24 protein-coding genes are annotated in these 24,393 nt (G+C 65.9%); 6 read left to right on the top strand and 18 right to left on the bottom strand.

Translation table 11 applies throughout. From position 1 onward, the window contains the following. Nucleotides 1-4: 4 nt before the first annotated feature. The 4 genes from AC1DNE_RS17800 to AC1DNE_RS17785 form a co-directional block, all read right to left on the bottom strand. Entirely contained in the window at nt 5-733 is a 729-nt protein-coding gene (locus AC1DNE_RS17800; RefSeq protein ID WP_441471971.1) for an amino acid ABC transporter ATP-binding protein, read from the bottom strand. A gap of 2 nt (nt 734-735) precedes the next feature. After that, complete coding sequence (locus AC1DNE_RS17795) at nt 736-1,392, bottom strand: amino acid ABC transporter permease (protein ID WP_441471916.1); 657 nt, start codon at nt 1,390-1,392, stop codon at nt 736-738. A 22-nt stretch (nt 1,393-1,414) separates the two neighbouring features. After that, the gene (locus tag AC1DNE_RS17790) at nt 1,415-2,158 is read right to left on the bottom strand and encodes an ABC transporter substrate-binding protein (protein WP_441471915.1); all 744 of its coding nucleotides are present in this window, start codon (nt 2,156-2,158) and stop codon (nt 1,415-1,417) included. 143 nt (nt 2,159-2,301) lie between these two features. Next, nucleotides 2,302-3,627, bottom strand: a complete 1,326-nt coding sequence (locus AC1DNE_RS17785) for an NAD(P)/FAD-dependent oxidoreductase (RefSeq protein WP_441471914.1) — start codon at nt 3,625-3,627, stop codon at nt 2,302-2,304. 219 nt (nt 3,628-3,846) lie between these two features. Between AC1DNE_RS17785 and AC1DNE_RS17780 the strand changes: the two genes are divergently transcribed. Further along, nucleotides 3,847-4,335 carry an Lrp/AsnC family transcriptional regulator gene (locus AC1DNE_RS17780; RefSeq protein WP_199086284.1) on the top strand — a complete coding sequence of 163 codons (489 nt, stop codon included), beginning with the start codon at nt 3,847-3,849 and terminating at the stop codon, nt 4,333-4,335. A 140-nt stretch (nt 4,336-4,475) separates the two neighbouring features. Here AC1DNE_RS17780 and AC1DNE_RS17775 read toward each other — a convergent pair whose 3' ends face one another. The 7 genes from AC1DNE_RS17775 to AC1DNE_RS17745 form a co-directional block, all read right to left on the bottom strand. After that, a complete protein-coding gene (locus AC1DNE_RS17775; protein WP_441471913.1) occupies nt 4,476-6,143 on the bottom strand; it encodes an ABC transporter ATP-binding protein in 1,668 nt (555 codons plus the stop codon). Beyond that, a complete protein-coding gene (locus AC1DNE_RS17770) occupies nt 6,143-7,000 on the bottom strand; it encodes an ABC transporter permease (RefSeq protein WP_199086288.1) in 858 nt (285 codons plus the stop codon). The genes AC1DNE_RS17775 and AC1DNE_RS17770 overlap by 1 nt, the downstream gene beginning before the upstream one ends. Nucleotides 7,001-7,002: 2 nt before the next feature. Beyond that, complete coding sequence (locus AC1DNE_RS17765; RefSeq protein WP_441471912.1) at nt 7,003-7,953, bottom strand: ABC transporter permease; 951 nt, start codon at nt 7,951-7,953, stop codon at nt 7,003-7,005. 88 nt (nt 7,954-8,041) lie between these two features. Further along, a complete protein-coding gene (locus AC1DNE_RS17760) occupies nt 8,042-9,655 on the bottom strand; it encodes an ABC transporter substrate-binding protein (RefSeq protein WP_441471911.1) in 1,614 nt (537 codons plus the stop codon). A 64-nt stretch (nt 9,656-9,719) separates the two neighbouring features. After that, nucleotides 9,720-10,436: an HAD-IA family hydrolase gene (locus tag AC1DNE_RS17755; protein WP_441471910.1), complete on the bottom strand. Its 717-nt coding sequence runs from the start codon at nt 10,434-10,436 to the stop codon at nt 9,720-9,722. Nucleotides 10,437-10,723: 287 nt separating this feature from the next. Then, nucleotides 10,724-12,100 carry an aminotransferase class III-fold pyridoxal phosphate-dependent enzyme gene (locus AC1DNE_RS17750; RefSeq protein WP_476765560.1) on the bottom strand — a complete coding sequence of 459 codons (1,377 nt, stop codon included), beginning with the start codon at nt 12,098-12,100 and terminating at the stop codon, nt 10,724-10,726. A 14-nt stretch (nt 12,101-12,114) separates the two neighbouring features. Further along, nucleotides 12,115-12,966: a GNAT family N-acetyltransferase gene (locus tag AC1DNE_RS17745; protein ID WP_441471908.1), complete on the bottom strand. Its 852-nt coding sequence runs from the start codon at nt 12,964-12,966 to the stop codon at nt 12,115-12,117. Nucleotides 12,967-13,287: 321 nt separating this feature from the next. Between AC1DNE_RS17745 and AC1DNE_RS17740 the strand changes: the two genes are divergently transcribed. Together AC1DNE_RS17740 and AC1DNE_RS17735 are read left to right on the top strand one after the other, a co-directional pair. After that, nucleotides 13,288-13,956 (top strand): haloacid dehalogenase type II, encoded by a 669-nt coding sequence (locus AC1DNE_RS17740; RefSeq protein ID WP_441471907.1) that lies wholly within the window; start codon nt 13,288-13,290, stop codon nt 13,954-13,956. 11 nt (nt 13,957-13,967) lie between these two features. Further along, complete coding sequence (locus AC1DNE_RS17735) at nt 13,968-15,245, top strand: NAD(P)/FAD-dependent oxidoreductase (protein ID WP_441471906.1); 1,278 nt, start codon at nt 13,968-13,970, stop codon at nt 15,243-15,245. Between the two features lie 64 nt (nt 15,246-15,309). On the opposite strand, the gene AC1DNE_RS17730 is transcribed toward AC1DNE_RS17735, so the two are convergent. From AC1DNE_RS17730 to argE, 6 genes are all read right to left on the bottom strand, one after another. Beyond that, nucleotides 15,310-16,764, bottom strand: a complete 1,455-nt coding sequence (locus AC1DNE_RS17730) for an NAD-dependent succinate-semialdehyde dehydrogenase (protein ID WP_441471970.1) — start codon at nt 16,762-16,764, stop codon at nt 15,310-15,312. Between the two features lie 19 nt (nt 16,765-16,783). Continuing rightward, entirely contained in the window at nt 16,784-17,827 is a 1,044-nt protein-coding gene (locus AC1DNE_RS17725) for a tartrate dehydrogenase (protein ID WP_441471905.1), read from the bottom strand. Nucleotides 17,828-17,837: 10 nt separating this feature from the next. Then, entirely contained in the window at nt 17,838-19,301 is a 1,464-nt protein-coding gene (locus AC1DNE_RS17720; RefSeq protein WP_441471904.1) for an aldehyde dehydrogenase family protein, read from the bottom strand. 132 nt (nt 19,302-19,433) lie between these two features. Continuing rightward, nucleotides 19,434-19,787 carry a cupin domain-containing protein gene (locus AC1DNE_RS17715; RefSeq protein WP_441471903.1) on the bottom strand — a complete coding sequence of 118 codons (354 nt, stop codon included), beginning with the start codon at nt 19,785-19,787 and terminating at the stop codon, nt 19,434-19,436. 31 nt (nt 19,788-19,818) lie between these two features. Further along, nucleotides 19,819-20,742, bottom strand: a complete 924-nt coding sequence (locus tag AC1DNE_RS17710; protein WP_441471902.1) for a 2-hydroxyacid dehydrogenase — start codon at nt 20,740-20,742, stop codon at nt 19,819-19,821. A gap of 24 nt (nt 20,743-20,766) precedes the next feature. Beyond that, the gene (argE, locus tag AC1DNE_RS17705; RefSeq protein ID WP_441471901.1) at nt 20,767-21,900 is read right to left on the bottom strand and encodes an acetylornithine deacetylase; all 1,134 of its coding nucleotides are present in this window, start codon (nt 21,898-21,900) and stop codon (nt 20,767-20,769) included. A gap of 51 nt (nt 21,901-21,951) precedes the next feature. Between argE and AC1DNE_RS17700 the strand changes: the two genes are divergently transcribed. From AC1DNE_RS17700 to AC1DNE_RS17690, 3 genes are all read left to right on the top strand, one after another. Further along, nucleotides 21,952-23,010: a GNAT family N-acetyltransferase gene (locus AC1DNE_RS17700; RefSeq protein WP_476765559.1), complete on the top strand. Its 1,059-nt coding sequence runs from the start codon at nt 21,952-21,954 to the stop codon at nt 23,008-23,010. Nucleotides 23,011-23,319: 309 nt separating this feature from the next. Then, nucleotides 23,320-23,541, top strand: coding sequence for a hypothetical protein (locus AC1DNE_RS17695; protein WP_441471899.1), 222 nt, complete (start codon nt 23,320-23,322; stop codon nt 23,539-23,541). Next, nucleotides 23,517-23,789 (top strand): NrsF family protein, encoded by a 273-nt coding sequence (locus AC1DNE_RS17690; protein WP_441471898.1) that lies wholly within the window; start codon nt 23,517-23,519, stop codon nt 23,787-23,789. Before AC1DNE_RS17695 ends, AC1DNE_RS17690 begins: the two co-directional genes overlap by 25 nt. A 101-nt stretch (nt 23,790-23,890) precedes the next feature. Here AC1DNE_RS17690 and AC1DNE_RS17685 read toward each other — a convergent pair whose 3' ends face one another. Continuing rightward, complete coding sequence (locus AC1DNE_RS17685; protein WP_476804041.1) at nt 23,891-24,127, bottom strand: hypothetical protein; 237 nt, start codon at nt 24,125-24,127, stop codon at nt 23,891-23,893. Nucleotides 24,128-24,393 lie beyond the last annotated feature (266 nt).

The following is a 24,393-nucleotide window of genomic DNA, read 5'->3' as shown; positions in this document are numbered from 1 at the left end:
ACCCTCAGGATGGCAGGATGCGCCGCAGGAAATCCTGCGTACGCGGATGCTGCGGCCGGCTCAGCACGGCTTCGGGCGAGCCCTGTTCGACGAGGACGCCGCCATCGAGGAACAGCACGCGGTCCGCGACCTCGCGGGCGAACCCCATCTCGTGGGTGACGACGACCATCGTCATGCCCTCGTCGGCAAGCGAGCGCATGACGGCGAGGACCTCTCCGACCAGCTCCGGGTCAAGCGCCGACGTCGGCTCGTCGAACAGGATGGCGTCGGGCTTCATGCCGAGCGCGCGGGCGATCGCGACACGTTGCTGCTGGCCGCCGGAGAGCTGGGCGGGATAGGCGTCGATCTTGGTGCCGAGCCCGACTCGCGTCAGCAGCTCACGCGAGCGGGCGAGAACCTTGTCGCGCGGCTCCTTCTTCACGAAGACCGGGCCTTCCGCGACGTTTTCGAGCGCTGTCCGATGTGGAAACAGGTTGAAGCGCTGGAAGACCATCGCGACGCGGGTCCGCACCTGGCGAATACTCGACGAGCCGGTGTCGACGCGCTCGCCATGCACGGTGATCTCGCCGCCCTGATAGGTCTCCAGGCCGTTGATGCAGCGCAGGAGCGTCGACTTGCCGGAACCGGACGGCCCGATGATGCAGACCACCTCACCCTTCTCGACCGCGAAGGAGACGTCGTGGATGACCTCGAGCGTGCCGAAGGATTTTCGGATGTTGCGCAGTTCGATGATGCTCATCGGGCCTGCCTCATGCGGCGTTCGAGCCAGCTGTTGAAGGCCGTGAGCGGCAAGCTCATGGCAAGGTAGATCAGCGCCACCAGCGTGAAGATCGTGGTGTTCTCGAAGGTCGAGGATGCCAGGAGCTTGCCCTGAAGCGACAGCTCCGCGACCGTGATCGTCGAGGCCAGCGAGGAATCCTTGAGCAGCATGACCATCGTGCTGCCATAGGGCGGCAGCGCCACGCGGATCGCCTGGGGCAGCACGACGCGCCGCATCAGCAGCCCCCAGCCCATGCCGATCGAGAGCGCGGCTTCCGTCTGCCCGCGGTCGATCGCCTCGATGCCGGCGCGGAAGACTTCGGCCATGTAGGGCGAATAGGCGATGCCGAGGCCGATGACGGCCGCCTGCACGGCGCTCAGCGACAGGCCGAGATCCGGCAGCACGAAATAGATGTAGAACAGGGTGACGATGCCGGGGATGCCGCGCACGATCACGATGATCGTGCGCGCCGTCCAGGCGAGCGGCGCGATGCCGCTCACCCGCATGAAGGCCCAGGCCAGGCCGAGCACCGTCGCGAGGACGAAGGCGCCGAGCGTGACCAGCAGAGTGAGGTAGACGCCCTGCATCAGGATCGGCAGATACGTCGGAACCTGGGTGAGAAAATGCGTCATGGCCGGATGGGACGCCTAGCGCTTAGAGACCCCACTTCTTCAGGATCGTCTCGAAGCGGCCATCCTTCTTCATGTTCGCGAGGCTGGTGTTTATCTTCGCCAGCAGCTCGGCATTGCCCTGCTTGACGGCGATGTTGATCGGCCCCGGCACCGAAGGTTTGTAGGACTTGACCAGCCGCAGCTGCGGGAAGCGCCCCTGCGCGAGATTGTAGGCCAGGATCGGATAGTCGCCGATGCCGGCGTCGAGGCGGCCGTTGGAGACGTCGCGCAGGATGTCGGGCAGGCTGTCATAGGCGTTCACCTCGGCCGGCGCGCCCGATGCCTTGAGGGCGTCGATATAGCGGGTGCCGATCTGGCCGCCGACCTTCTTTCCCTTGAGATCCTCGAAGCCGACATAGTCCTTGGCATCGCCCGACTGAACCACCAGACCCTCGCCATAGGCGTAGACGTCCTGGCTGAAGTCGACGACCTTGGCGCGCTCCGGAGAGCCGTACATGGCGGCGGAAATGATATCGATCTTGCCCGAGGTAAGAGAGGCGATCAGCGTCGAGAACTGCATCGGCTGGATTTCGACCTTGAAGCCGGCGTCCTTGCCGATTTCCTCGATCACGTCGACCATCATCCCCTGGATGGTATTGGTCTTGGCGTCGAGGAAGGTGAAGGGCGTCCCCGTCGGCGTTGAGCCGACCTTGTAGACTGTCTGTGCCTGGGCGGTCGCCGCGGCAATCATCATGCCGAGCGCTGCAACCGTTCTGAACCCGATCATCCCATTCCCCTTTTTGCGTTGAAGTTACCCAGAATCGGAGCCGGGCCATGCAGCATCCGTACCTGCCGGAGCGAACGACAAGACGGATTTGTTTCGGAACCATAAGACGGACTTATGCGGTTTGCTGCGAGCAGCACCGCCACCTAGAACTCCGCCACCTTGCCGAAGGCTGAGCCCTCCAGCCGCTCGGGCCGGTAGGGTCGCGGATCGACGATCGGCTTCGCGCCGGTCACGATATCCGCGATCATGTGACCTGCGCCCGGGCCGATCCCGAAGCCATGGCCGCTGAACCCGGCCGCGAGAATGAACCCCGGCAGGCCCGCGAGTTCGCCGATGGCCGGCACGCCATCCGGCGTACTGTCGATGTAGCCGGCCCAGCGTGCCGCGACCGGCACGGATTTGAGGCCCGGCAGCAGGCGCTGGGCGCGCGCGTGGGTCTCGGCGATCTGGCGCGGATCGGGCGTCGGGTCGAGGATGCGGTTGGCCTCCATGGGGGTGGGTGCGTCGAGCTTCCAGCGACCAAGCGTCTCGTGGCCGGCCTTCCAGCCTTCGAACCCGCCGATGGCGAGGCTGCGCCAGCGCCGCAGGAACATCGGCACGAACTGTCGGGCGAAGCGCAGTTGCTGCGGCGTGGGGTCAACGCGGGCACCGCCGCTGATGGCCAGCGTGTAGCCGCCATCGCTGCGCCGCGTCACCGAGACTGCGGCCGTATGCAGCGCGTCGGGCAGGCCGATTGCGCCTGGCGCGACGGACAGAATCGACGAGCGGACAGAAGATTGCGGGAAGCGAATGCCGTACTGGTTGAGGAAGGACGAGGCCCAGGCGCCACCCGCATGGATGACCGTCGCCGTGCGGATCGTGCCCTTCTCGGTCACGACGGCCGAGACGCGCCCGCCCTCCGTCTCAAGACCGCGCGCGGCGCAGAACTGATGTACGCTGCCGCCAGCCTTGAGGATGCCGCGCGCGATCACTGGCGCCGCGCGGGCGGGGTCAGCGGTGCCGTCCGTCGGCGAGAACACGCCGCCCTTCCAGCGCTTGCCGGTCGCGCTGCCGCGGGCCGAGGCTTCGTCAGCGGAGAGCATATGGGTGACGACACCCTCGCCGACCGCGAAATCGCGCCATTTCGCCCAGGCAGCCAGTTGCGCGTCGTCATCGCTCAGATAAAGCAGGCCGCAGCGCCGGAAGCCGAGATCCTCTCCGATCTCTTCGGCGAAGCGATCCCAGAGCGTGAGGCTTTCCGTCGCCATCGGCAGCTCGCGGGCATCGCGATTCTGCTGCCGGCACCAGCCCCAGTTGCGGCTCGACTGCTCGGCGCCAATGCGGCCCTTCTCGACGAGCGCGACCTTCAAGCCGCGGCGCGCGAGATAGTAGCCCGCGGAGACGCCGACGATGCCGCCGCCGATGATGACGACATCGGCACGCTCGGGCAGGGCAGGGCTGGTCTCGATCTCGGACAGTGGCGCTGGCATCGCGGTCTCCTTGCGGAGAGGAGACTATCCGCCGGCCACCGGGCATGTGCACCGCAGATCGGATCGCCGCAGCATTTCCTTCCGTTTCGACAGCCCAATTCTGCCATCGCTTGCGCCTGGCACCTGTTAGACACTGCGCATGGTTCGCGGCATGATCTGCTGCCGGAGCGCCGGGCCGGAAGGCGCGGCGTGGCCATCTGTCGATCGAAGGGGACCCCCATGAAGCTTGACCAGATCGACATCAAGATCCTCTACGAGCTGCAGAAGAACGGCCGGATCACCAATGTCGAGCTGGCCGAGCTGGTGAACCTGTCGCCGAGCCCCTGCCTGATGCGCGTCAAGAAGCTGCAGCAGGACGGCTACATCACCGGCTATTCCGCCCGCATCAATATCGGCAAGCTCGGCCAGACGCTGACGGTCTTCACCGAGGTGACGCTCAAGAACCACCGGCAGATCGATTTCGCGCGCTTCCTTGCCGCCATCGAGAAGCTCGACCAGGTGATCGAATGCCATCTGGTCTCGGGCGGCTACGACTATCTCGTCAAGTTCGTCACCAGCGGCATCATCGAATACCAGACGCTGATGGAGCGGCTGATCGACCTCGACATCGGCATCGACAAGTATTTCAGCTTCGTCGTGCTGAAATCGCCGATCGTGAAGCCGCATATGCCACTGACCAGCCTGTTCCCGGTTACGGCGACGAGCTAGGCCCTGCTGATCTCGCGCGGACAGGCCGTCATCCCGGGCTTGACCCGGGATCCATCGTGGAGTGCAGATCTTATGATGGATTCCGGATCTGCGCCGCTTCGTGGCTTGTCCGGAATGGCGGCGTGCTTCCTTGGGAAAGCTCAGCGTTTTGCGAAGGCGGCTACGAGTTCCGGATCGCGTTCGAGCTTGTCGAGCCAGGATGGGTCGAGCTTGGGCACCGAGGACATCAGCAGCCGCGCATAGGGGTGGCCGCCGGCCTTGCCGACCTGGTCGGCCGGCAACTGCTCGACCTTTACGCCGCGATACATCACCGCGACCTCGTCGCAGATCGCCTGCACCGTCGTCAGGTCATGGCTGATGAAGAGGTAGGACAGGCCGAGTTCGCGCTGCAGGTCTTTCAGCAATTCGATGATGGCCGCGGCCACCACGGTGTCGAGCGCGGAGGTGATCTCGTCGCAGAGGATCAGTTCGGGATCGGCGGCGAGCGCGCGTGCCAGGTTCACGCGCTGCTTCTGCCCGCCCGACAATTCGCTTGGCAGCCGATGCTTAAGCGCACGCGGCAGATGCACCAGTTCGAGCAGGCGGTCGATGCGCGCATCGCGGGCGGCGCCGCGCAGGCCATGGTAGAAGGTGAGCGGCCGGCCCAGGATGTCCTCGATCGACTTGGCCGGGTTGAGCGCGGTATCGGCCGACTGGAACACGATCTGGAGCTTGCGCAATTCATCGGCGCTGCGGTCCTGCGCCCGCGGCGCCATCGGCTTGCCGTTGAAGGCGATCGTGCCTGAGGAGGGCGGGATGATGCCGGCGATGGAGCGGGCGAGCGTCGATTTTCCGCAGCCGGACTCGCCGATGATGCCGAGATTGCGCCCGCGCTCCAGCTTGAAGCTGACCTTGTCGACGGCCAGGATCAGCGGCGTTCCATCCGCCTGCAGCTTGCCGTAACCGGCGCTGATGGATGCAAGTTCGAGCACGGGGCGGGGAGCCGCGCCTTCCGGGCTCGCCACCTGTGCAGGGACGCGGCCGGGCGGCGCGAAGGCTGCGAGTAATTCCTGGGTGTAGGGGTGTTTCGGCGCCGACAATATCTGTGCAGTGGCACCGATCTCCTGGATGACGCCGCCTTTCAGGACGACGATGCGGTCGGCGATCTGCGCGACGACGGCCAGATCGTGCGAGACATAGACGCCGGCCATCCGGCTCTGGCGCATCACGGATTTGAAGGCGCGCAGGACTTCGATCTGCGTGGTGACGTCCAGCGCCGTCGTCGGCTCGTCGAAGATCACGACCTTCGGATCGCCAATGAGAGCCATGGCCGCTGACAAACGCTGCAACTGGCCGCCGGAAACCTGGTGCGGATAGCGCCCGCCGATCGTCTCCGGCGAGGGCAGGGACAGTGCTCGGAACAGGTCCACCGCCTTGGCCTCGGCCTCGGCACGCGGCATCAGTTCATGGATGCGGGTGATCTCGATCACCTGGTCCATGATCCGCTGCGCCGGATTGAAGGCGGCGGCCGCGCTCTGCGGCACATAGGAGACCGTGACGCCACGGACCTTCGCTCGCTCCTTCTCGGGCAAGCCGGCCATGTCGCGGCCGTTGACGCGGACGCTGCCACCGGTGATGCGGCAGCCCGCGCGGGTGTAGCCGAGCAGGGTCAGCGCGATCGTGGTCTTGCCCGAGCCGCTCTCGCCGATCAGCGCGACGATCTCGCCGGGCGCGATCTCGAAGCTTACCCCCTTGATGATCTCGACGCGGCGGCCGGCATCGGTGGTCGCTTCGACCTTCAGGTCCCGGATTTCGACGAGAGGACTCATCATTCGCTCCGGTCGCGGATTTTCTGCGGCAGGTTGTCGATCAGCATGTTCACCGCGATCGTCAGGCTCGCGATAGCGAAGGAGGGCGCCATCACGGCCGGCGAGCCGAAGGGCAGGCCGCCGATATTCTCGCGCACCAGCGAACCCCAATCGGCCTCCGGCGGCTGCACGCCGAGCCCGAGGAAGGACAGGCCGGACAGGAGCAGCACGATGAAGACGAAACGCAGGCCGACATCGGCCAGCACCGGGCCGATGATGTTCGGCAGGATTTCCGCGCGGATCAGGTAGCTCAGTTTCTCGCCGCGAATGCGTGCCACCGTGACGAAATCCGCAGTGTTGACGTTGACCGCGAGCGCCCTGGCGAAGCGATAGGAGCCGGGCGTGTAGATGATGCCGAGGATCAGCATCAGCACGGGGATCGAGGAGCCGACGCCGGCAACGGCGACGAGAGCGAACAGCTTGCTGGGGATCGAGCTCAACGCATCGATGAAGCGGCTCAGCGCCGTATCGAACCAGCCGCCGGTCACGGCCGCAGCCATGCCGAGCGTGACGCCGATGCTGCAGGCGATCAAGGTGGCGGCCAGCGATATGCCGACCGTGTAGCGCGCGCCGAACAGGATGCGCGAGAGCATGTCGCGCCCGAGATAGTCGGTGCCGAGCGGAAACTGCAGGCTCATCGGGCCGAAATAGTCGGTGTCGACGATGTCGCTGATGCCGTGGGGCGTGACATAGGGCGCGAGGATCGCGATCAGCGCCCAGGCGAGGATGACGATCAGGCTGATCCAGCCGGTGAGGTTGAACCGATACCCGGCGCGGCGCTGGCTGGCGGTTGTCGTATTGGCTGCGTCGATGGCCATGGTCAGCGCAATTTCGGGTTCGACAGGATGGCGATGACGTCCGCCGTCGTGATAAGGAGCAGGTAGACGACGCAGAAGATCATCGCGCAGCTCTGGATGAGCGGCAGGTCCCGCGTCGCTACCGCGTCGACCATCAGCTTGGCGATGCCGGGATAGTTGAAGATCGTCTCGACGATGATGACGCCGCCCAGCAGGTAGGAGAGCGACAGCGCAACGGCGTTGACGATAGGACCGAGCGCGTTGGGCAGCGCATGGCGCAACACGACTCGCGGGCGCGATGCGCCCTTCAGCTGCGCCATCTCCACATAGGGCGTGTTGAGCGCCTCGACGACGGCGGCGCGCGACATGCGGATCATCTGGGCGGAAATGACGAAGCTCAGCGTGAAGACCGGCATCGCGTAGATCCGCAGCATCTCGCCGAAGGAGTGGATGTCTCGCGCAAAGGAGAGCGCCGGCAGCCATTTCAGCCAGACCGCGAAAATCAGCACGCCTGCTGTCGCGATCATGAATTCCGGCACCGAGATCACCGTGATCGTCGCCATCGTGATCGAGCGGTCGTAAAGCGAACCGCGCAGCATGGCGGAGCTGATCCCGAGCGCGAGCGCGATCGGAACCGAGAAGAGCGCGGTTGCCGCCGCGAGCTGGAGCGAATTGCCCAGGCGCCCGGCGATGAGTTCCGCAATCGGCCGGTTATTGGCGTAGGAAATGCCGAGATCGCCGGTCAGCATTCCGCCGAGCCAGCGGAAGAAGCGCAGGATCGCCGGGTCGTTGAGGTGCATCGCTGCGCGCAGGCCCGCCACGGCTTCCGGCGTCGCCGCCTGGCCGAGCAGCACCTCCGCCACGTCGCCGGGCAGGATCTGGGTGGCGCAGAACACCACGAAGGAGACGATCAGCAGCGTCAGCAGTGCGACGAGCAGCCGTCCGCCAAGCAGGGACAACAGGTGAAGGTTCATCGACGCTCCCGCAGCTGACACCTCCGATCGGAGTGTGACACGAAATGAGGGCCGGACGCACGCGCCCGGCCCGCAGGAGAAAAAGGCTTTAGCCTTCGAGCCAGACGTACTCGGCGAAGGCGTAGCCCATCATCCCGCCGAGCGGGTTCGGGAGCAGGCCCTTGAGCTTGTTCGAGATCGCGTCGACGTTCGAGATGTAGACCGGGATCGCGGTGCCGGCCTCGTCGGCGACCATCACCTGCATCTCGCCGTAGATCTGCTTGCGCTTGGCCTCGTCGAGCGAGCCGCGCGCCTCGAGCAGCATCCTGTCGAATTTCTCGGACTTGTACTGGCTCTCGTTCCACGGCGCCGTGGAGGCGTAGAGAAGCGAGAACAGGATATCCGGCGTCGGCCGCGGGTTGATGTTGCCGAAATGGACCGGGGCCTTCAGCCAGTAGTTCGACCAATAGCCGTCCGAGGGAACGCGCTGGATGTCGAACTTCATGCCGATCGCGTTGCCGGCCTGCTGGACGAGTACGGCCATGTCGACCGAGGAACCGGCGGCATCCGAGGCCACGATCGGGATCGACTGGCCGAGGACGCCTGCCTTCTGGAAGAGGGATTTCGCCCGCTCCGGATCGAACGCCTTCGGCTTCAGATCCTTGTTGTGATAGACGTTCATCGGCGGAACGGGCTGGTCGTTGGCGATCTCGGCGAGGCCGCGCAACGCCGATTTCTGGATCTGCTCGCGGTTGAGCAGGTATTTCATGCCCGTCACGAAATCCATCTTGTTGCCCGGTGCCATGTCCAGGCGCATGTTGAGGTTCGTGTAGTTACCGGTCGTGGTCTTCGACAGCACGACGCCGGGCTGGCTCTCGACCAGGCGCATCGAGCGCGGATTGATGGCGGCGGCGAGCTGGATGTCGCCCGAGAGCAGCGCATTGACGCGCGCGGTGTCGTCGGTGATCGCGAAGAACTCGAAGGAGTCGAGGTTCGCGCCGCCGGACTTGAAGTAGTTCTTGTTCCTGACCGCGATCGAGCGCACGCCGGGCTCGAAGCTTTCGCAGGTGAAGGCGCCGGTGCCGTTCGCCTTGGCGAAGTTCGTGGTGCCGTCGGCGATGATCATGAAATGGTGCGTCGACAGGATGGTCGGCAGGTCGCCGTTCGGCGCCGCCAGCGTGATCTCGACCGTCAGCGGATCGACGGCCTTGAATTCGGTCATCTGCTTGGCGAGCGAGTTCGACTTCGAGCCGACGGCCGGGTCGAGATGGCGCTTCAGCGAGTAGATGACGTCGGCGGAGGTCAGCGGCTTGCCGTCATGGAAGGTGACGCCCTTCTTGATCGTGACGGTCCAGACCTTGGCATCCTTGGTCTCGAACTTGTCAGCGAGCTCCATCTGCAGCTTGCCGTCCCCGTCCAGGAAGGTCAGGCGGTTGTAGAAGGCGCAGCAGCGGACATAGTCCGTCGACAGCGAAGCCTTGGCCGGATCGAGCGTGTCGGCGGTCGAGGAGGACCAGCCGGCCGCCTTCAGGTTGCCGCCCTTGACCGGTGTCGCCGCGAGCGCGGAGGTGGCGCGCGCCAGCACGAGGCTGCTGGCGGAGGCTGCCAGGCCGCCGGCCATGAGCATCTGCAGGAGGTCGCGGCGGCTGGCGCCGCGGCGGATCGCATTCTCGACGATGGCGTCGTCGGCGCTCGTCCAGCTGGAAGAAATCTTGTCGGTCATGCTCATTCCCCTGTTCTGATTTGCGCCGTTGTTCCGGCGTTGGTCTTCTTCGTTACGGGTTCCTTCAGGCCACCAGACTGGCCTCGACGGCGTCGGCGAGCGCGCCCATCGAGGTGAAGTGGAAGTCGGGTTCGGTGAAGCGTTCCGGCTCGATCGTGCCGCCATACCCGGGCTGGGCGTGGCGCCGCTGGATCCAGCAATTGGTCAGGCCGAGCTTCCGCGAGATTCCGATGTCGTGATACTGGCTCTGCGCGACATGCAGGATCTGCGCGCGCGAGCCGCCATCCTTCTCGACGAAGGAGAAGACCTGCTCGAAGAAGGCGGGGTCCGGCTTCTCCGTGCCGGTGTCGTCGACGGTGAAGCTGGCATAGAACGGGTTGCCGAGGGCGCGGGAGAAATGCTCGAAGGCCCAGCGCTGGGCATTGGTCATCGCGATCAGCTTGTAGCGCTTCGACAGCCGGGCCAGGGCATCGATGCTGTCCGGGAAGGGGCGCCAGTCCTTGACGGCGTCCCGCAGGCGCTGCCCATGGCTCTCGCCGGACGGCAGGCCGAGCTTCGGCGCGATGACGCCGTAGACGCGGACGAGATCATCAGGGAAATGCTGGACATCGGGCATATACCGGGCCGCCCGGTAGAGACTGAGGGCTTCCTCGCCATCGAACGGCACCCCGGCCTCGCGAGCGATGGCCGCCAGGCTATCGACGAGGCCGCCCTCGAAATCGATCAGGGTGCCCACGACGTCGAACGTCATATAGCGGAAGTCGCCGAAACTCTTAGCCATCGCCTCTCCGCTTCTCCCGCCTGTTGCGTGCGGGCAATCGTCACCGAGCGCGGTCGCGTCGCTTTCGGATCATTCGGTCGCTGGTCGCGACGGTCGCGCTTGTGTTCCCCGGCCGATCTCCGTCGGCCGTATGGGAGTTTCCCACGCCATGGTCGCCGGATACGCTGAATGTCCAAAACCCGGCGGCACAAAATTCCGTATTCGCAGCCTTCGCGGAATCTCGGAGGTGAAGAGTGGAGGCGGGGGCCACCCTTACCTCCGCTCGATCCCCGCAGATCCTGCGAATGTCAGGCCATCGCAGCGCGCACATCCGGATCGGCCAGCGTCTCGTCGAGCGTCGCGCGGGTCCGCTCGACGATCGCGTCGATCTCGGAATCGGTGCAGCACAAGGGCGGCGCATAGCCCAGCACGCCGTTGCCGAAGGCGCGGATGACGAGGCCCTTGTCCCAGGCGCGGTCGAAGACGCGCTGGGCCGGGAGGGCAGCGGCCGGCAGCGGCGTCTTCTTCGCCTTGTCGGTCACGAGCTCGACGGCAGCCAGCATGCCGCGGCCGCGCACTTCGCCGACCAGCGGGTGGTCGCGTAGGCTTTCGAGGCCTGCCATCAAGCGCGCCCCGGCCTTGCGGCCATTGTCGAGGAGGCCGTTCTCATAGAGACGCAGCACTTCGAGGCCCACGGCCGCGCTGACCGGATGGGCGGAATAGGTATAGCCGTGGCCGACCGCCGCCGCGCCCGAGCCGTCCGCGATGACGTCGTAGACCTTCTGCGACATCAGCACGGCGCCCATCGGCACGTAGCCCGAGGTCAGCCCCTTCGCGACCGTCATGAGGTCGGGGACGATGTCCTCGTCCTCGCATGCGAAGAGCGGGCCGGTGCGCCCGAAGCCGGTGATGACCTCGTCGGCGACGAAGAGGATGTCGAGCTCGCGGCAGAGCTCGCGCATCGCCTTGACCCAGCCTGGTGGCGGAACGAGCACGCCGCCGGAACCCTGGATCGGCTCGCAATAGAAGGCTGCGACACGATCGGTGCCGCCGACGGCCTCGACCTTGGCCCGCAGTGCCGCCAGCGAGGCGGCGATGACGGCTTCCGGCGCGGAGCCCACCGGGTTGCGGTAGGTGTAATGCGACGGAATCTTGTGCTGCCAATCATAGGGCACGCCGAAGCCAGCATGGAAGGCGGGCAGGGCGGTGAGGCCGGCGCCGACGGTCGAGGAGCCGTGATAGCCCTGCTCGATCGAGATGAACTGGTCCTTCTGCGGCTTGCCGCGGGCCTGCTGGTAATAGCGGATGAAGCGGACCGTGCTGTCGACCGCGTCGGAACCGCCGAGTGTGAAATAGACGCGGTTGAGATCCCCGGGCGAACGCTCGGCGAGTTCGGCCGCCAGCCGGATCGCGGGCTCGGAGCCTAGGCCGAAATAGCCCGTCGCATAGGCCAGCTCGCGCATCTGGTTCGCCGCGGCCTCGACGATGCTGTCCTGCCCGTAGCCGGCATTCACGCACCATAGCCCGGCAAAGCCGTCGATGAGCTGCTTGCCGGACGCGTCGGTAATGGTCGCGCCCTTCGCCGAGCGCAGCACGCGCACACCGGCCTTTTCATGGCCGCGATAGGAGGCGACCGGGTGAATCCAATGTTCGCGATCGAGTTCGATCAGGGAATTGCTCAACATGGCGGTTCTCCAGACTATCCGAGCGCTTGACTGGCGAGAGCGAAGGGTTTGGCGGGGCCGGGCGGCTGCCGGCCGGTCGCGTTGCGGTCCATGACGATGCCGCCGCCGACGCCCACCAGGCCGCGCGCGGAAAGCCATGGCGAAAGCTCGGGCCACTCGGCGGTGTCGACGCGCAGGAAGGCGCCCGGGCGGCTGGCGATCAGAAAGCTCATGAGGCTCTGCGCCTGTTCCAGCGTATTCGCGACGACGGGGCCGATCACCTCGCCGCGGCCGAAAGGGCGCAGCGCGGCATAGCCGACGACCCGGCCGGCTTCACGGAGGATGACCATTCGCCCGGCTTCGGCCAGGAGCCTGAGCAGAGGGCGGCGATCCATCCCCTGCGCCTCCAGATCGAGCGCGGCGACCGCAGGGAAGTTTTCCGAACCGACCCAATCCAGTTCGATGGCGTCGTTCGCCGCATCCGCCGGCAGCGGCGCGGGAATGCCTTGGTGCTGACGGATCTCGTGAGTCGCGTTGAATCCGAGCTTTTCATAGAGGGGCAGGCCGTCCGCGGTCGCGGTGAGCCGGCATTCGCGCGCGCCGCAGGCATGCAGGGCGGCATCCATGAGCTTCCGGCCAAGGCCCCGTCCGCGCATGCTGGCTGCGACGATCACCATGTTCACGGTCGCGCAATTGTCCCCGAACGGCGTCAACATGGCGGTGCCGACCACGACATCGCCCTGAAGCGCGACGAAGCCGTGGCTGAGGGTCAGGAGCATCGCCCAGTCCTCGCGCCGGTGGGGCCAGCCAGCCTCGCGTGAAAGCAGAACTGCGCCATCGAGATGGTGTTCGTCGAATGCGACGAGATCGATCGTTTCCGGGTTCATGATGCTTCACTTCGTATCCGTTGCATCATGGATAGGCCGTGCGCCGGCGCAGTTGCTCCTAAGGAACGGTGCCGGGCGATATCTTCGACCGTAGGAATGCGGGGCGACCGCATGGAATGCCACGAACCCCCAGACGGAGTCGGTAGTCACAGGGCAGAGCGGGGCCGGGCGGCGATGCGGGCGCAACTCTCTGCCACAGCCTTATGGACGGACGGCAGTTTGTGCTTCCTGCCGCGGGCAATGCGGTGCTCGCGCCGTTCTGCCCCCGTCTATGATCCCCGCTAACGGACACAACCGTTTCGCCATAGGGGATTTCAGCGGATGACTGTCTTCAAGCCCAAATTCGTCACCTTCGACTGCCACGGCACGCTGATCTATTTCGCGATGGATAAGGCCGCGCGCGCGCTTTACGGCGACAAGCTGGACGAGCCGGCGATGCGGACCTTCATCACGAATTTCTCGGCCTACCGGCTCGACGAGATCCTCGGCGACTGGAAGCCCTATGAAGAGGTCGTCTACAATTCGCTGGAGCGCACCTGTCGCCGTAACGGCGTCGCCTTCCGCCCCGAGGATGCGCGCTGGATCTATGAGCAGGTGCCGACCTGGGGGCCGCATGCGGACGTGCCGGCTGGCCTCGCCAAGGTGGCGAAGGAAATCCCGCTCGTCATCCTGTCAAATGCCCAGAACGACCAGATCCCGCATAACGTCGCTCGGCTCGGCGCGCCCTTCCATGCCGTCTACACGGCCGAGCAGGCCCGGTCCTACAAGCCGCGTATGAAGGGCTTCGAATACATGTTCGATATGCTCGGCTGCGGCCCGGAGGACGTCTGCCACGTCTCCTCCTCGTTCCGCTACGACCTGATGACGGCGCATGACCTCGGGATCAAGAACAAGGTCTGGGTCAATCGCGGGCACGAGCCGGCGAACCCCTATTACGGCTACACCGAGATCAAGGACATCGGCGGGCTGCCCGGCGTGTTCGGGCTCTGAGGCCGCGGCCGATGCAGTTCAAATCCTATTGGCATGATACGGCCAACAGCTTCTCCGGCGCCGCCGAAGGGCCGGTCGAAGGCATCTATGACGTGGCCGTCGTCGGCGGCGGCTTCACCGGCCTCGCCGCTGCGCGCCAACTTGCCATGGCCGGCGCCAGGGTCGTGGTGCTGGAGGCGGAAAGCGTCGGATACGGAGCCTCGGGCCGCAATGGCGGCCATCTCAACAATGGCCTCGCCCACAGCTTTATCGCCGCCAAGGCGGCGATGGGCACTGAGCGTGCCGTCGCCCTCTACAAGGCCTTCGACGATTCCGTCGATACGATCGAGCGGATCGTCGCCGAGGAGGGCATCGACTGCTCCTTTCGGCGCGCCGGCAAGCTCAAGCTCGCCTCGAAGCCGGAACATGTCGCCTCGCTCACCCGCAATTTCGAGGTGCTGCATCGCGAGGCCGATCCCGATACAGCCATGCTGAGCCGGGCCGAGCTTGCGGGCGAGATCGGCTCCGATAGCTTCCATGGTGCGATGCTCTCGAAGAAGAGCGCCATGATGCATATGGGCCGCTTCGTGACAGGCTTGGCCGCGGCGGCCGTCCGGCACGGCGCGGTGATCCATGAGCACGCGCCCGTCACCGAGCGGCGGCAGGAGGGCCGGCGGCATGTCCTCCAGACGCCGCGCGGAAGCGTTTCGGCGAAGGATGTGCTGGTGGCCACGGGCGCCTATACGGCCGGACCCTTCTCCTGGTTCCGGCGCCGGATCGTCGCCGTCGGCAGCTTCCTGATCGCGACGCGGCCGTTGAGCGATGCCGAGGTTGCCATGACGATGCCGGGCAACCGCACCGCCGTGACCTCGCTCAACATCGGCAACTACTTCCGCCTCGCGCCGGACAATCGGCTGATCTTCGGCGGGCGGGCGCGCTTTTCGGCAAGCTCCGACCAGACCTCGGATGCCAAGAGCGGCGCCATCCTGCGCGCGAGCCTCGCCGGCATCTTCCCGCAATTGAAGGATGTCGGGATCGACTATTGCTGGGGCGGGCTGGTCGACATGACCAAGGATCGCTATCCGCGCGCCGGCTATGAGGACGGCGTCTGGTATGCGATGGGCTATTCCGGCCACGGCGCGCAGATGTCGACGCATCTCGGCATGATCATGGCCGACGCCATCCTCGGCCGCCCCAATCGCAACCCGCTCGAGGGACTCGCCTGGCCAGCGGTGCCGGGCCATTTCGGCAAACCCTGGTTCCTGCCGCTGGTCGGCCTTTACTACAAGCTGCTCGACCGGATTCAGTGAATCGCATCGCCGACGGTGGACGGAAAAGGGGCGCCGGGAGGTTTCTCCCGGCGCCCTTGGCGTTTCAGAGACCGCCGATATGGAAGGCCTTGACCTCGAGATATTCCTCGATGCCGAGCTGCGAGCCCTCGCGGCCGAGGCCCGATTGCTTGACGCCGCCGAAGGGAGCTACCTCCATCGAGATCGCGCCGGTGTTGAGGCCGACCATGCCGAACTCCAGCGCTTCGCCGACGCGCCAGGACCGGCGGATGTCCTGCGTGAAGAAATAGGCGGCGAGGCCGAACGGCGTGCCGTTGGCGATGGCCAGCGCCTCCTCCTCGCTGCGGAAGCGGAAGAGCGGCGCGACCGGCCCGAAGGTCTCCTCGCTCGCCAGCAGCATCTCGGTGGTCGCTTCGCCCAGCACGGTCGGCGTCGCATACTGCTTGCCGTTTGGCATGTCGGCGGCACTGGCGAGGCGCGTGGCGCCCTTCGACAGCGCGTCCTCGACATGGCGCTCGATCTTCTGGAGTGCGGCGGCGTTGATCATCGGGCCGATGTCGATGCCCGCATTGGTGCCGGGGCCGACCTTCATCGCGTTGACGCGGGCCGAAAGCTTCTCGGCGAAGCGGTCGTAGATGCCGTCCTGCACCAAGATGCGGTTGGCACAGACGCAGGTCTGGCCGCCATTGCGGAACTTGGAAACCAGGACGCCCTCGATCGCGATGTCGAGATCGGCATCGTCGAAGACGATGAAAGGCGCGTTGCCGCCGAGTTCGAGGCTCAGCCGCTTGATGCTGTCGGAGGCCTGTTTCATCAGCAGCGCGCCGATGCGCGTCGAGCCGGTGAAGGAGATCTTGCGCACGGCGAGATTGCCGGTGAGCTCGGCGCCGATCTCGCTCGGCATGCCGGTGATGATGTTGATCACGCCGGCCGGGATGCCGGCCCGCTCGGCCAACACGCCGAGCGCGATCGCCGAGTAGGGCGTCAGCTCGGAGGGCTTGATCACCACGGTGCAGCCGGCGGCGAGTGCCGGCGCGACCTTGCGGGTGATCATCGCGTTTGGGAAGTTCCACGGCGTGACGATGCCGCAGACGCCGACCGGCTGCTTCAGCACGAGGATGCGGCGGTCGGCCGTCGGCGCGGGAATCGTCGAGCCGTAGATCCGGCGGGCTTCTTCGGCGAACCATTTCACGAAGGAGGCGCCGTAGCGGATCTCGCCGCGCGCCTCGGCCAGCGGCTTGCCCTGCTCGCGCGTCAGGATCAGCGCCAGATCCTCGATATGCTCGATCATCAGCGCATGCCAGGCTTCCAGCAGCGCGGCGCGCTCGGCCGACGTCTTCGCGCGCCAGTTGTCGAAGGCGGCGGTTGCGGCCTCGATCGCCGCGCGCGTCTCGGCTGTGCCGGCATCCGGCACCGTGCCCAGCGCGCTTTGGGTCGCCGGATCGATCACGTCGAGCGTGCGGCCGGAGGCGCCGGCGCCCCACGCGCCGCCGATCAGGCAGGCCTCCCGGACGAGGCCGGGATCGCGAAGGCCATCGATGGTCATGTGGGCTCTCCTGTCAGTTCAGCGCCGCGAGGATGGCGGCCGTGATCTCGGTGGTCTTGTGCTCGCCCGGCTTCGTGCCGATGCCGCGGCCGGTGGCGGTCTCGATGGCGCCCATCACGGCTGCGGCGGCTTGTGCCTGCCCGAGATGCTCCAGCATCATCGCGCCCGACCAGATCGCGGCGATCGGGTTGGCGATGCCGAGATGCGCGATATCCGGCGCCGAGCCATGCACGGGCTCGAACATCGAAGGCGCGTCGCGCTCCGGATTGATGTTGGCCGAGGCGGCATAGCCCAGGCCGCCCTGGATGGCGGCGCCGAGATCGGTGAGGATGTCGCCGAAGAGGTTGGAGGCGACCACGACGTCGAGGCTCTCGGGCGCCATCACCATGCGGGCCGCCATGGCGTCGATGTGGTAGTTCGCGACTTCGACATCGGGATAATCCGCCGCGAGTTTGGCGGTGATCTCGTCCCAGAACACCATCGAATATTTCTGGGCGTTGGACTTCGTCACCGAGGCGAGCTTGCCGCGGCGCTTGCGAGCCTGCTCGAAGCCGAAGCGCAGAATGCGCTCGACGCCTTTGCGCGTGAAGATCGATGTCTCGACGGCGACCTCATCGGCCGTGCCGTTATGGACGCGTCCACCGGCTCCTGCGTACTCGCCCTCCGTGTTCTCGCGAATGCACAGGATGTCGAAGGCGCCCGCGCGCAGCGGTCCCTCGACGCCCGGCAGCAGGCGATGCGGCCGGATATTGGCGTATTGCACGAAGGCCTTGCGGATCGGCAGCAGCAGCCCGTGCAGCGAGACCGAATCCGGCACGCGCTTGGGCCAGCCGACCGCGCCGAGCAGGATCGCGTCGAAGCCGCGCAGGGTCTCGATGCCGTCGGCCGGCATCATCGCGCCGGTCTCCTCGTAGAAGTCGCAGGACCAGGGGAAGCTGGTGCCGTCGAGCGCGAAGCCCGCGCCGGAAGCCGCCTTGGTCAGCACCTCCCAGGTCGCGTCGATGACGGCGCTGCCGATGCCGTCACCTGGGATCAGGGCGATCTTGTAGGATGTCACGGTTTGCTCCTCACAGCGCGATCAGGACGCTTTTCGATTTCCGGTTCGCAAGATAGGCCTCGCGCCCGAGGTCTTTGCCGAGGCCGGACTGCTTGTAGCCGCCGGTCGGCAGGATGTGGTCGCGCGAGCGCCCGTAGCGATTGACCCAAACGGTGCCGGCCTGCAGGCGGTTGATCGCGCGCAGCGCCCGCGACAGGTCGCGCGTGTAGAGGCCGGCGCAAAGCCCGTAGGTCGGATGATCGGCGAGCCCAAGCCCTTCCTCTTCCTCCCGGAAGGTCTGGACGGTCAGGACCGGCCCGAAGATTTCCTCGGTCACGGCAGGCGAGATGGCGTCGACGCCCTCCAGCACGGTCGGCGCATAGAAATAGCCCGCGCGGTCGAGGCGTTCACCGCCGAGCCGGCACTTGGCGCCGCGCGCGACCGCCGCATCCACGATGCTTTCCATGCGAGCGATCTGCCGCTCCGAGATGATCGGCGAATAGGCGCTCGTCGCATCCCAGGTCGGGCCGGGCCGGACCGCGCGCATACGTTCGACGATGAGGTCGACCAGCTCCTCCGCGACGCTTTCCGCCACGATCAGGCGCGAGCCTGCGACGCAGGCCTGCCCGGCATTGCCGAGGATGCTGCGGGCGATGGCGGCGGCTGCCTGCGGCAGATCGGCATCGGCGAAGACGAGCTGCGGGCTCTTGCCGCCGAGCTCCAGCGTCATCGGCTTGATGCCGGTGCGGGCGATGTTCTCCATGATCGCGGCGCCGGCGGCGGTCGAGCCGGTGAAGCTGACCTTGGCGATATCGGGATGGCCGGTGATCGCGGTGCCGGTCGTCCGACCGTCGCCGAGCACGATGTTGATCAAGCCGGCCGGCAATCCGGCCCGAACCGACAACTCCGCCAGGTAGATCGTCGCGAACGGCGTCATCTCGGATGGTTTCAGTACGACGGCATTGCCGGCCGCGAGCGCGGGACCGAGCTTCCAGCCGGCCATGTTGATCGGGAAGTTCCAGGGCGTGATGGCGCCGACGACGCCATAGGGCTCGGTCGCGATCATGCCGAAGTTGTCGGAGCCCGTCGGGACAAGATCGCCGCCTTCCTTATCGGCGAATTCGGCGAAGAAGCGGATTTGCTCGGCCGTCACGGGGACGTCGCCCGCCATCAGCTCGGAGATCGGCCGGGTCGAGGCGATGCACTCCAGCCGCGCCAGGGTTTCCGCTTCCGCCTCGATGAGATCGGCCCAGCGGTGGAGCGCGCGGGCACGCTCGCGCGGCGCCAGCCGTCCCCAGCCGCTTTGCGCGAGGGCTGCCTTGGCGGCGGCCACGGCGCGGTCGACGATATCGGCATCGGCAACGGGGCAGGCGGCAAAGGCAATCGCGTCGGAGGGGCGATGCAGATCAATGCCATCCCTGGCGTCGACCCATTCGCCGGCGATGAAATGGCCGCGCGGGAGCGTGACCGAAGCGGGATCGAAACTCAGCGGCACGGCGTATCTCCGGATGGTGGTCGACCGAGCCTAGTTCCGCCCGGCCCGAAGTTTGCGCCTGTGAGGGCCGCCCCGCCGACCGGAAATCCTGTTTGCGAGGTCCCGGGCGGCCGATTCTTCGGTACGCTTACGTCAGCCGACGATCACGTAGATCTTGCGGACGGTCTCGATCGTCTTCCAGACGCCGACGAAGCCGGGCTTCATCACGAAGCTGTCGCCGGCGCTGAAGGTGCGCGGCGGCTGGCCTTGCTCGGTCAGTTCGACGACGCCCGAGAGGATGTAACAGAACTCTACGGTCTCGCCCTTGATCGAGCGGGTTTCGCCGGGTGTCGCTTCCCACACGCCGGTGCGCACGGGCTCGTTGCGGGACTGGTCCTGGGCCCAGGTCTTGAACGAGGGATCGCCGGAGATCAGGCGGTCGGCGGCCGCCTTCGAGTGCTTGGGCTCGCTGGTCGGGGCAAGGTCGAGCTTGATGAGGAGGGACATGGGAGAGCCTTTCGTTCGGTACTAGGGAGATTCAGTAGCCACGCCTGCGATCGACGAGGCCGATCGGCGGCATGCCGGAGCGATGACGGCGGAGGTTCTCAATGACGGCCTTGGCCGCAGGCGCTGCCTCGACCTTGCTGGCGATATGCGGTGTCAGGATCACCTTGGGATGGCTCCACAGGCGATGATCGACCGGCAGCGGCTCCGGCTCGGTGACATCGAGGACGGCAGCCGAGAGATGGCTGCTGTCGAGGGCATCAAGAAGGGCGGCGTGGTCGAGATGCTGTCCGCGGCCGACATGCACGAGGCCGGCGCCGGCAGGCAGCTGCGCGAAGAGTTCCGCGTTCAGGATGCCGACGGTCTCCGGCGTGAGCGGCAGCAGGCAGATCAGGATGTCGGTTTCGGCGAGCAGGGTCGCAAGGCCCGCCGATCCGTGAAGGCAGCGAATCCCGTCGATCGTCCGCGGCGAGCGACTCCAACCGGAAATCGGGAAGCCGAAGGGCTTCAGGCGCTCGATGACCGCCGACCCCATCATGCCCAGCCCCAGCACGCCGATCTGCCTGTCCGGGGCGGATACGAGATCGTAGGGTTCCCAGTGTGCAGCTCTCTGCTGGGCGATGTAGAGCGGCCATTGCCGGTGCAGGGCGAGAACGCCGAGCGTGACGTATTCCTGCATCATCCGGGTGATGCCCTCGTCGACCATCCGCACGACCAGGACCTCGGCCGGCAAGCCATCCGTGTTCATCTGGTCGATGCCGGCCCCGATCGAGAACAGGATCTCCAGATTGGAGAAGCGCTCGAGATTCTCCGGCGCCGTCCAGGTGATCAGGTAGCGGATTTCGGCGGGGTCGTAGGGATCGCTGGTTCTGATGAAGCGGATATCGGGCAGCTCTTCGGCAAACCGCGCTGCGAACACCCGTGCCCGCTCGTCAGTCGAATTGAAAAGGAAGGTCAAGGCGAGCTCCTTGAGATCGGGAGATCAGAGTGTTTCCTGCGCGAATTGCGCGCAGAGCCGTTCGAGCATGCCGACGCAGGCCGCAAGCTCGCGGCGCGTGATGTATTCGTCGGGCTTGTGGGCGCGGGCGATGTCGCCAGGCCCGCAGATGATCGCGTCGATTCCGGCAGCCTGGTAGAGGCCGGCCTCCGTGCCATAGCTCACTGCCGCGAGAGGCGCTTCGCCCGTGATCCGGGTCATGAGGCGGGCGATCGGCGCATCGGAGGGGAGGGACAGGGCAGGGTAGCCGGCGATCGGCTGCCAGCTGGTTCCGAAGCCCTCGGCCCTCAGGGCCTCGAGCGCCTGGCGAACCGGTTCGAGCAAGGCCGCCGGCGAAGCGCCGGCGATGGCGCGCGCCTCGATCTCGACGATGCAGCTTTCCGGGATGATGTTCAGCGCGTCGCCGCCACGGATCGTGCCGATCTGGATGGTGGAGTAGGGCGGTTCGAAGACGGGATCGAGCGGGCCGTCGCTCAGCTTCGAGGCAGCCTTGTCCGCTGCCGCGATCACCCGCCCCATTGCATGGATGGCATTGAGACCGAGATCGGGGCGGGAGGAATGGCCGGACCGGCCGTGAATCTCGGCGCGCGCGGCGGCCTTGCCCTTATGGGCGAGGATCGGCCGGAGCCCGCTCGGCTCTCCGATGACGGCTGCCGCTGGCATGGCGCAGAGCGAGGGCAACCGGGCGATGAGATGGGGAACGCCACGACAGCCGGCCTCCTCGTCATAGGAGAAGGCGAGGTGGATTGGCCGGGCGGACTTCAGGGCAACCAGAGCCGGGACGATCGCGAGCACCGCGGCGAGAAACCCCTTCATGTCGCTCGTGCCGCGCCCGAACAGCTTGTCGCCCTCCGCGCGCAGCTGAAACGGATCGGCGCTCCATTGCGGCTCCTGCGCCGGGACGACGTCCATATGGCCGGACAGGACGAGGCCGGCGACATCGCGCGGGCCGATCGTGGCGAACAGGTTTGCCCGGTCGCCTTCCGGGCCGGGGAGTAGCTGTGCTTCGATGCCGAAGTCGCCGAGATACTGCACGACCCAGCCCGCGATGGCGGCGTTGGACTGCCCCACCACGGAGGGGAATCGGATCAATGCCTTCAGGATCTCTTCCGGCGTCACGGACGGCTCCGGTTCCAGCTGCGCTCGCGACAGGATAGGGGCGGTGCGCCGGTGGTCGAATCGTTTCATCGCGGTCTGACGGACTTCCCTGCCGAAATGCCCCGGAAGAACGGTGCTTCCTGTTGCAAGATTGGTTTACAACCGATCGGTAAACCGGCCGGATCCCAGGCCGGACAGAGCCGTGGACACGGCGGAGGCCGCGCTTTGGAGACGATTGCTCGACTGCATATCGACACGTTCGAGCTCACCTTGCGCGACATCAAGCAGGTCGATCCCAAGCTGCTGCATGCGCTTTCCGTTTCGGTGGGATGGCCGCACCGGGACAGCGACTGGCAAATGCTGCTCGAACTGGGGCAGGGGCTCGCCGCCGTTGACGAGATCGGGCGGGTGGTCGGAACTGTGATGTGGCTGCGCTACGACGCGGATTTCGCCATGGTCTGCATGCTCATCACCCTGCCTCGGCTGCAGGAACAGGGCGCGGGCCGCTGGCTCATGGAAAAGGCGCATGAGCTGAACAAGGGGGCCGTCTTCGGCCTCAACGCGACACGAGAGGCAAAGCGGCTCTATCGTTCGCTCGGATATGGTTACGAACAGAAGATTCTGCGGTGCCAGGGAGAGGCGACGCTGGAAGCGCCGACTCCCGGGATGGTTGCGCCTTCGGCAAAGGTGGAAGGCTTGGTTCGCCCTCTCGCCGAGAGCGATCACGACAGTCTTCTGCGGCTCGACCATGCCGCGACCGGCCATGATCGCTCCGTCGCCTTCCAGGCCTTGCTGCCGGTGTCGCGAGGGTACGTCCTCGTTCGCAATGACGATATCGTCGCCTTTGCCCTGTGCCGGCCTTTCGGCCGAGGGCATGTCATCGGCCCTGTCGTCGCTGCGAGCGAGGATGATGCGATCGTCGTCTCGCGCCCGCATGTCGAGGCGCATGCCGGGCGATTCCTGCGTGCCGACACGCCAGCATGCAATGCCGCCTTTACGAACTTTCTGGTTGCAAGCGGAATGCAAATCCACGACAGCGCCACGTCGATGGGGCTGGGACGGACGCCGTTCGCGCCGCTATCGGCTCTCGGTCCGCGCCGTATCGCACTTGCCAGCCAAGCAATCGGCTAGAGCTACAGTCAAAGGTCCAGTACTTTGGCAAAGTCGGTGGCGTGCTGAATTCGCAATAAGCAATCCTCCGCATAGGCGGCCCATTGCGATGGCGTCTGAAGGGGAGGAACCGAGATTGATCTTTCGATCGAGGTAAATCCCATCGGAGAAATGCACGCGCCTCGCTAGGGCAAGATTGCCATGTGCGGCGTGAGACGCCAATGCTGGGCAGTTCACTACATTCTGCAAAAGCGATGATTTCAGCGACGAACCGACATCCGAGACAGACCGGCGGGCTCGACATAGCTGGGCCAACTCGGCCTGCGTCCCTTGCCCTGCACCGCTGCCGCTGCCATCTTCCGAGATGGCGGCTGGCTGCGCCGCACGACGCGGCTCTGTGCCCTCGCAGCACTCGCGATCACGGTTGGGCTCGTGCTGCTCACGCTCGGCGCCAGGCCAGATTTCACCAGCGCCTGGACGACGCTGTCGGTCATCGCCAAGGCCGCGTTATCGCGGCTCCGCTCCTCGTGGCGGCTGGCTGGGCGCTGCTGACGCTGATGCAGGCGCCGGCCGAACAATGGCATGCCTTGATCTTCGGCCGCTACTGGCGAGCCTGCCTGATCGCGGTGCCGCTTTACGCGCTGCTTCCGCTCATCCTGCTGCTGCTGCTGGCGCGCCGCGGCGCGCCTGTAGATCGAGTCCTGACAGGGGCCTTTGCCGGCCTCGCCTCGGCTGGCCTTGCTACTGTCGCCTACGGCCTGCATTGCCCGGATGATACGGCGGCCTTTCTAGCAACCTGATACACTATAGCGACCGTGATCGTTGCAGCGCTCGGCGCGCTTATCTTTCCACGCCTTCTGCACTGGTGAGATGAAGCTTTCCAACGCACGGAAGCAGCCAGTCACGATGATTCAGCTTCCGGCATCTCTTCTGGCACCAGCCTTGGAGCGTTCCAGGTGGGTGCTCGGCAGGCGTCCGCTTTCGGGCAAGCATCCAATGTCAGGATTTGGGGCGCCAACGGATCAGCGCTGAGGACCACCATCATCGGAACCATGCGAAATTTGGCGTCGCTCGATTGCGTTCGCTGATAGACCTCCGCCGCATTCGCCAAAGGCAGGATCTCGATCTGCGGGCGCACATTGGGTGATGCCTCTGTGACGGCTGTTGAGCCAGGGGGCCTATCGCGCAGCCCTCTCAAGTTTCGCACGGCCTGGCACAGTCAGTGTCCAAGTGCATCGGCCGCGACACCTATCGGCCTAAACTTCAAGCTATCGTCGCTCGAGGACGTCGAGTTGGCGGCCGGCCGTGAATTTGCGAACGAGATCGGCTTCTACAAGTGGCGGGATGCTGACGCGGATCGAGGCGATAGAGCGCAGACGGTGGCCGGCTCGACCATCTATTGCT

The sequence above is a fragment of the Allobosea sp. 05L423 genome (assembly GCF_056397745.1).
Note: the sequence above shows the minus strand (reverse complement) of the source record. Positions and strands in the feature narration are given on the sequence as shown.

Excerpts from the sequence above, each read along its gene's own strand:
- AC1DNE_RS17795 (WP_441471916.1), bottom strand. The coding sequence starts at position 1,392 with ATGACGCATTTTCTCACCCAGGTTCCGACGTATCTGCCGATCCTGATG.
- AC1DNE_RS17790 (WP_441471915.1), bottom strand. The coding sequence starts at position 2,158 with ATGATCGGGTTCAGAACGGTTGCAGCGCTCGGCATGATGATTGCCGCG.
- AC1DNE_RS17785 (WP_441471914.1), bottom strand. The coding sequence starts at position 3,627 with ATGCCAGCGCCACTGTCCGAGATCGAGACCAGCCCTGCCCTGCCCGAG.
- AC1DNE_RS17780 (WP_199086284.1), top strand. The coding sequence starts at position 3,847 with ATGAAGCTTGACCAGATCGACATCAAGATCCTCTACGAGCTGCAGAAG.
- AC1DNE_RS17775 (WP_441471913.1), bottom strand. The coding sequence starts at position 6,143 with ATGAGTCCTCTCGTCGAAATCCGGGACCTGAAGGTCGAAGCGACCACC.
- AC1DNE_RS17770 (WP_199086288.1), bottom strand. The coding sequence starts at position 7,000 with ATGGCCATCGACGCAGCCAATACGACAACCGCCAGCCAGCGCCGCGCC.
- AC1DNE_RS17765 (WP_441471912.1), bottom strand. The coding sequence starts at position 7,953 with ATGAACCTTCACCTGTTGTCCCTGCTTGGCGGACGGCTGCTCGTCGCA.
- AC1DNE_RS17760 (WP_441471911.1), bottom strand. The coding sequence starts at position 9,655 with ATGACCGACAAGATTTCTTCCAGCTGGACGAGCGCCGACGACGCCATC.
- AC1DNE_RS17755 (WP_441471910.1), bottom strand. The coding sequence starts at position 10,436 with ATGGCTAAGAGTTTCGGCGACTTCCGCTATATGACGTTCGACGTCGTG.
- AC1DNE_RS17750 (WP_476765560.1), bottom strand. The coding sequence starts at position 12,100 with ATGTTGAGCAATTCCCTGATCGAACTCGATCGCGAACATTGGATTCAC.
- AC1DNE_RS17745 (WP_441471908.1), bottom strand. The coding sequence starts at position 12,966 with ATGAACCCGGAAACGATCGATCTCGTCGCATTCGACGAACACCATCTC.
- AC1DNE_RS17740 (WP_441471907.1), top strand. The coding sequence starts at position 13,288 with ATGACTGTCTTCAAGCCCAAATTCGTCACCTTCGACTGCCACGGCACG.
- AC1DNE_RS17735 (WP_441471906.1), top strand. The coding sequence starts at position 13,968 with ATGCAGTTCAAATCCTATTGGCATGATACGGCCAACAGCTTCTCCGGC.
- AC1DNE_RS17715 (WP_441471903.1), bottom strand. The coding sequence starts at position 19,787 with ATGTCCCTCCTCATCAAGCTCGACCTTGCCCCGACCAGCGAGCCCAAG.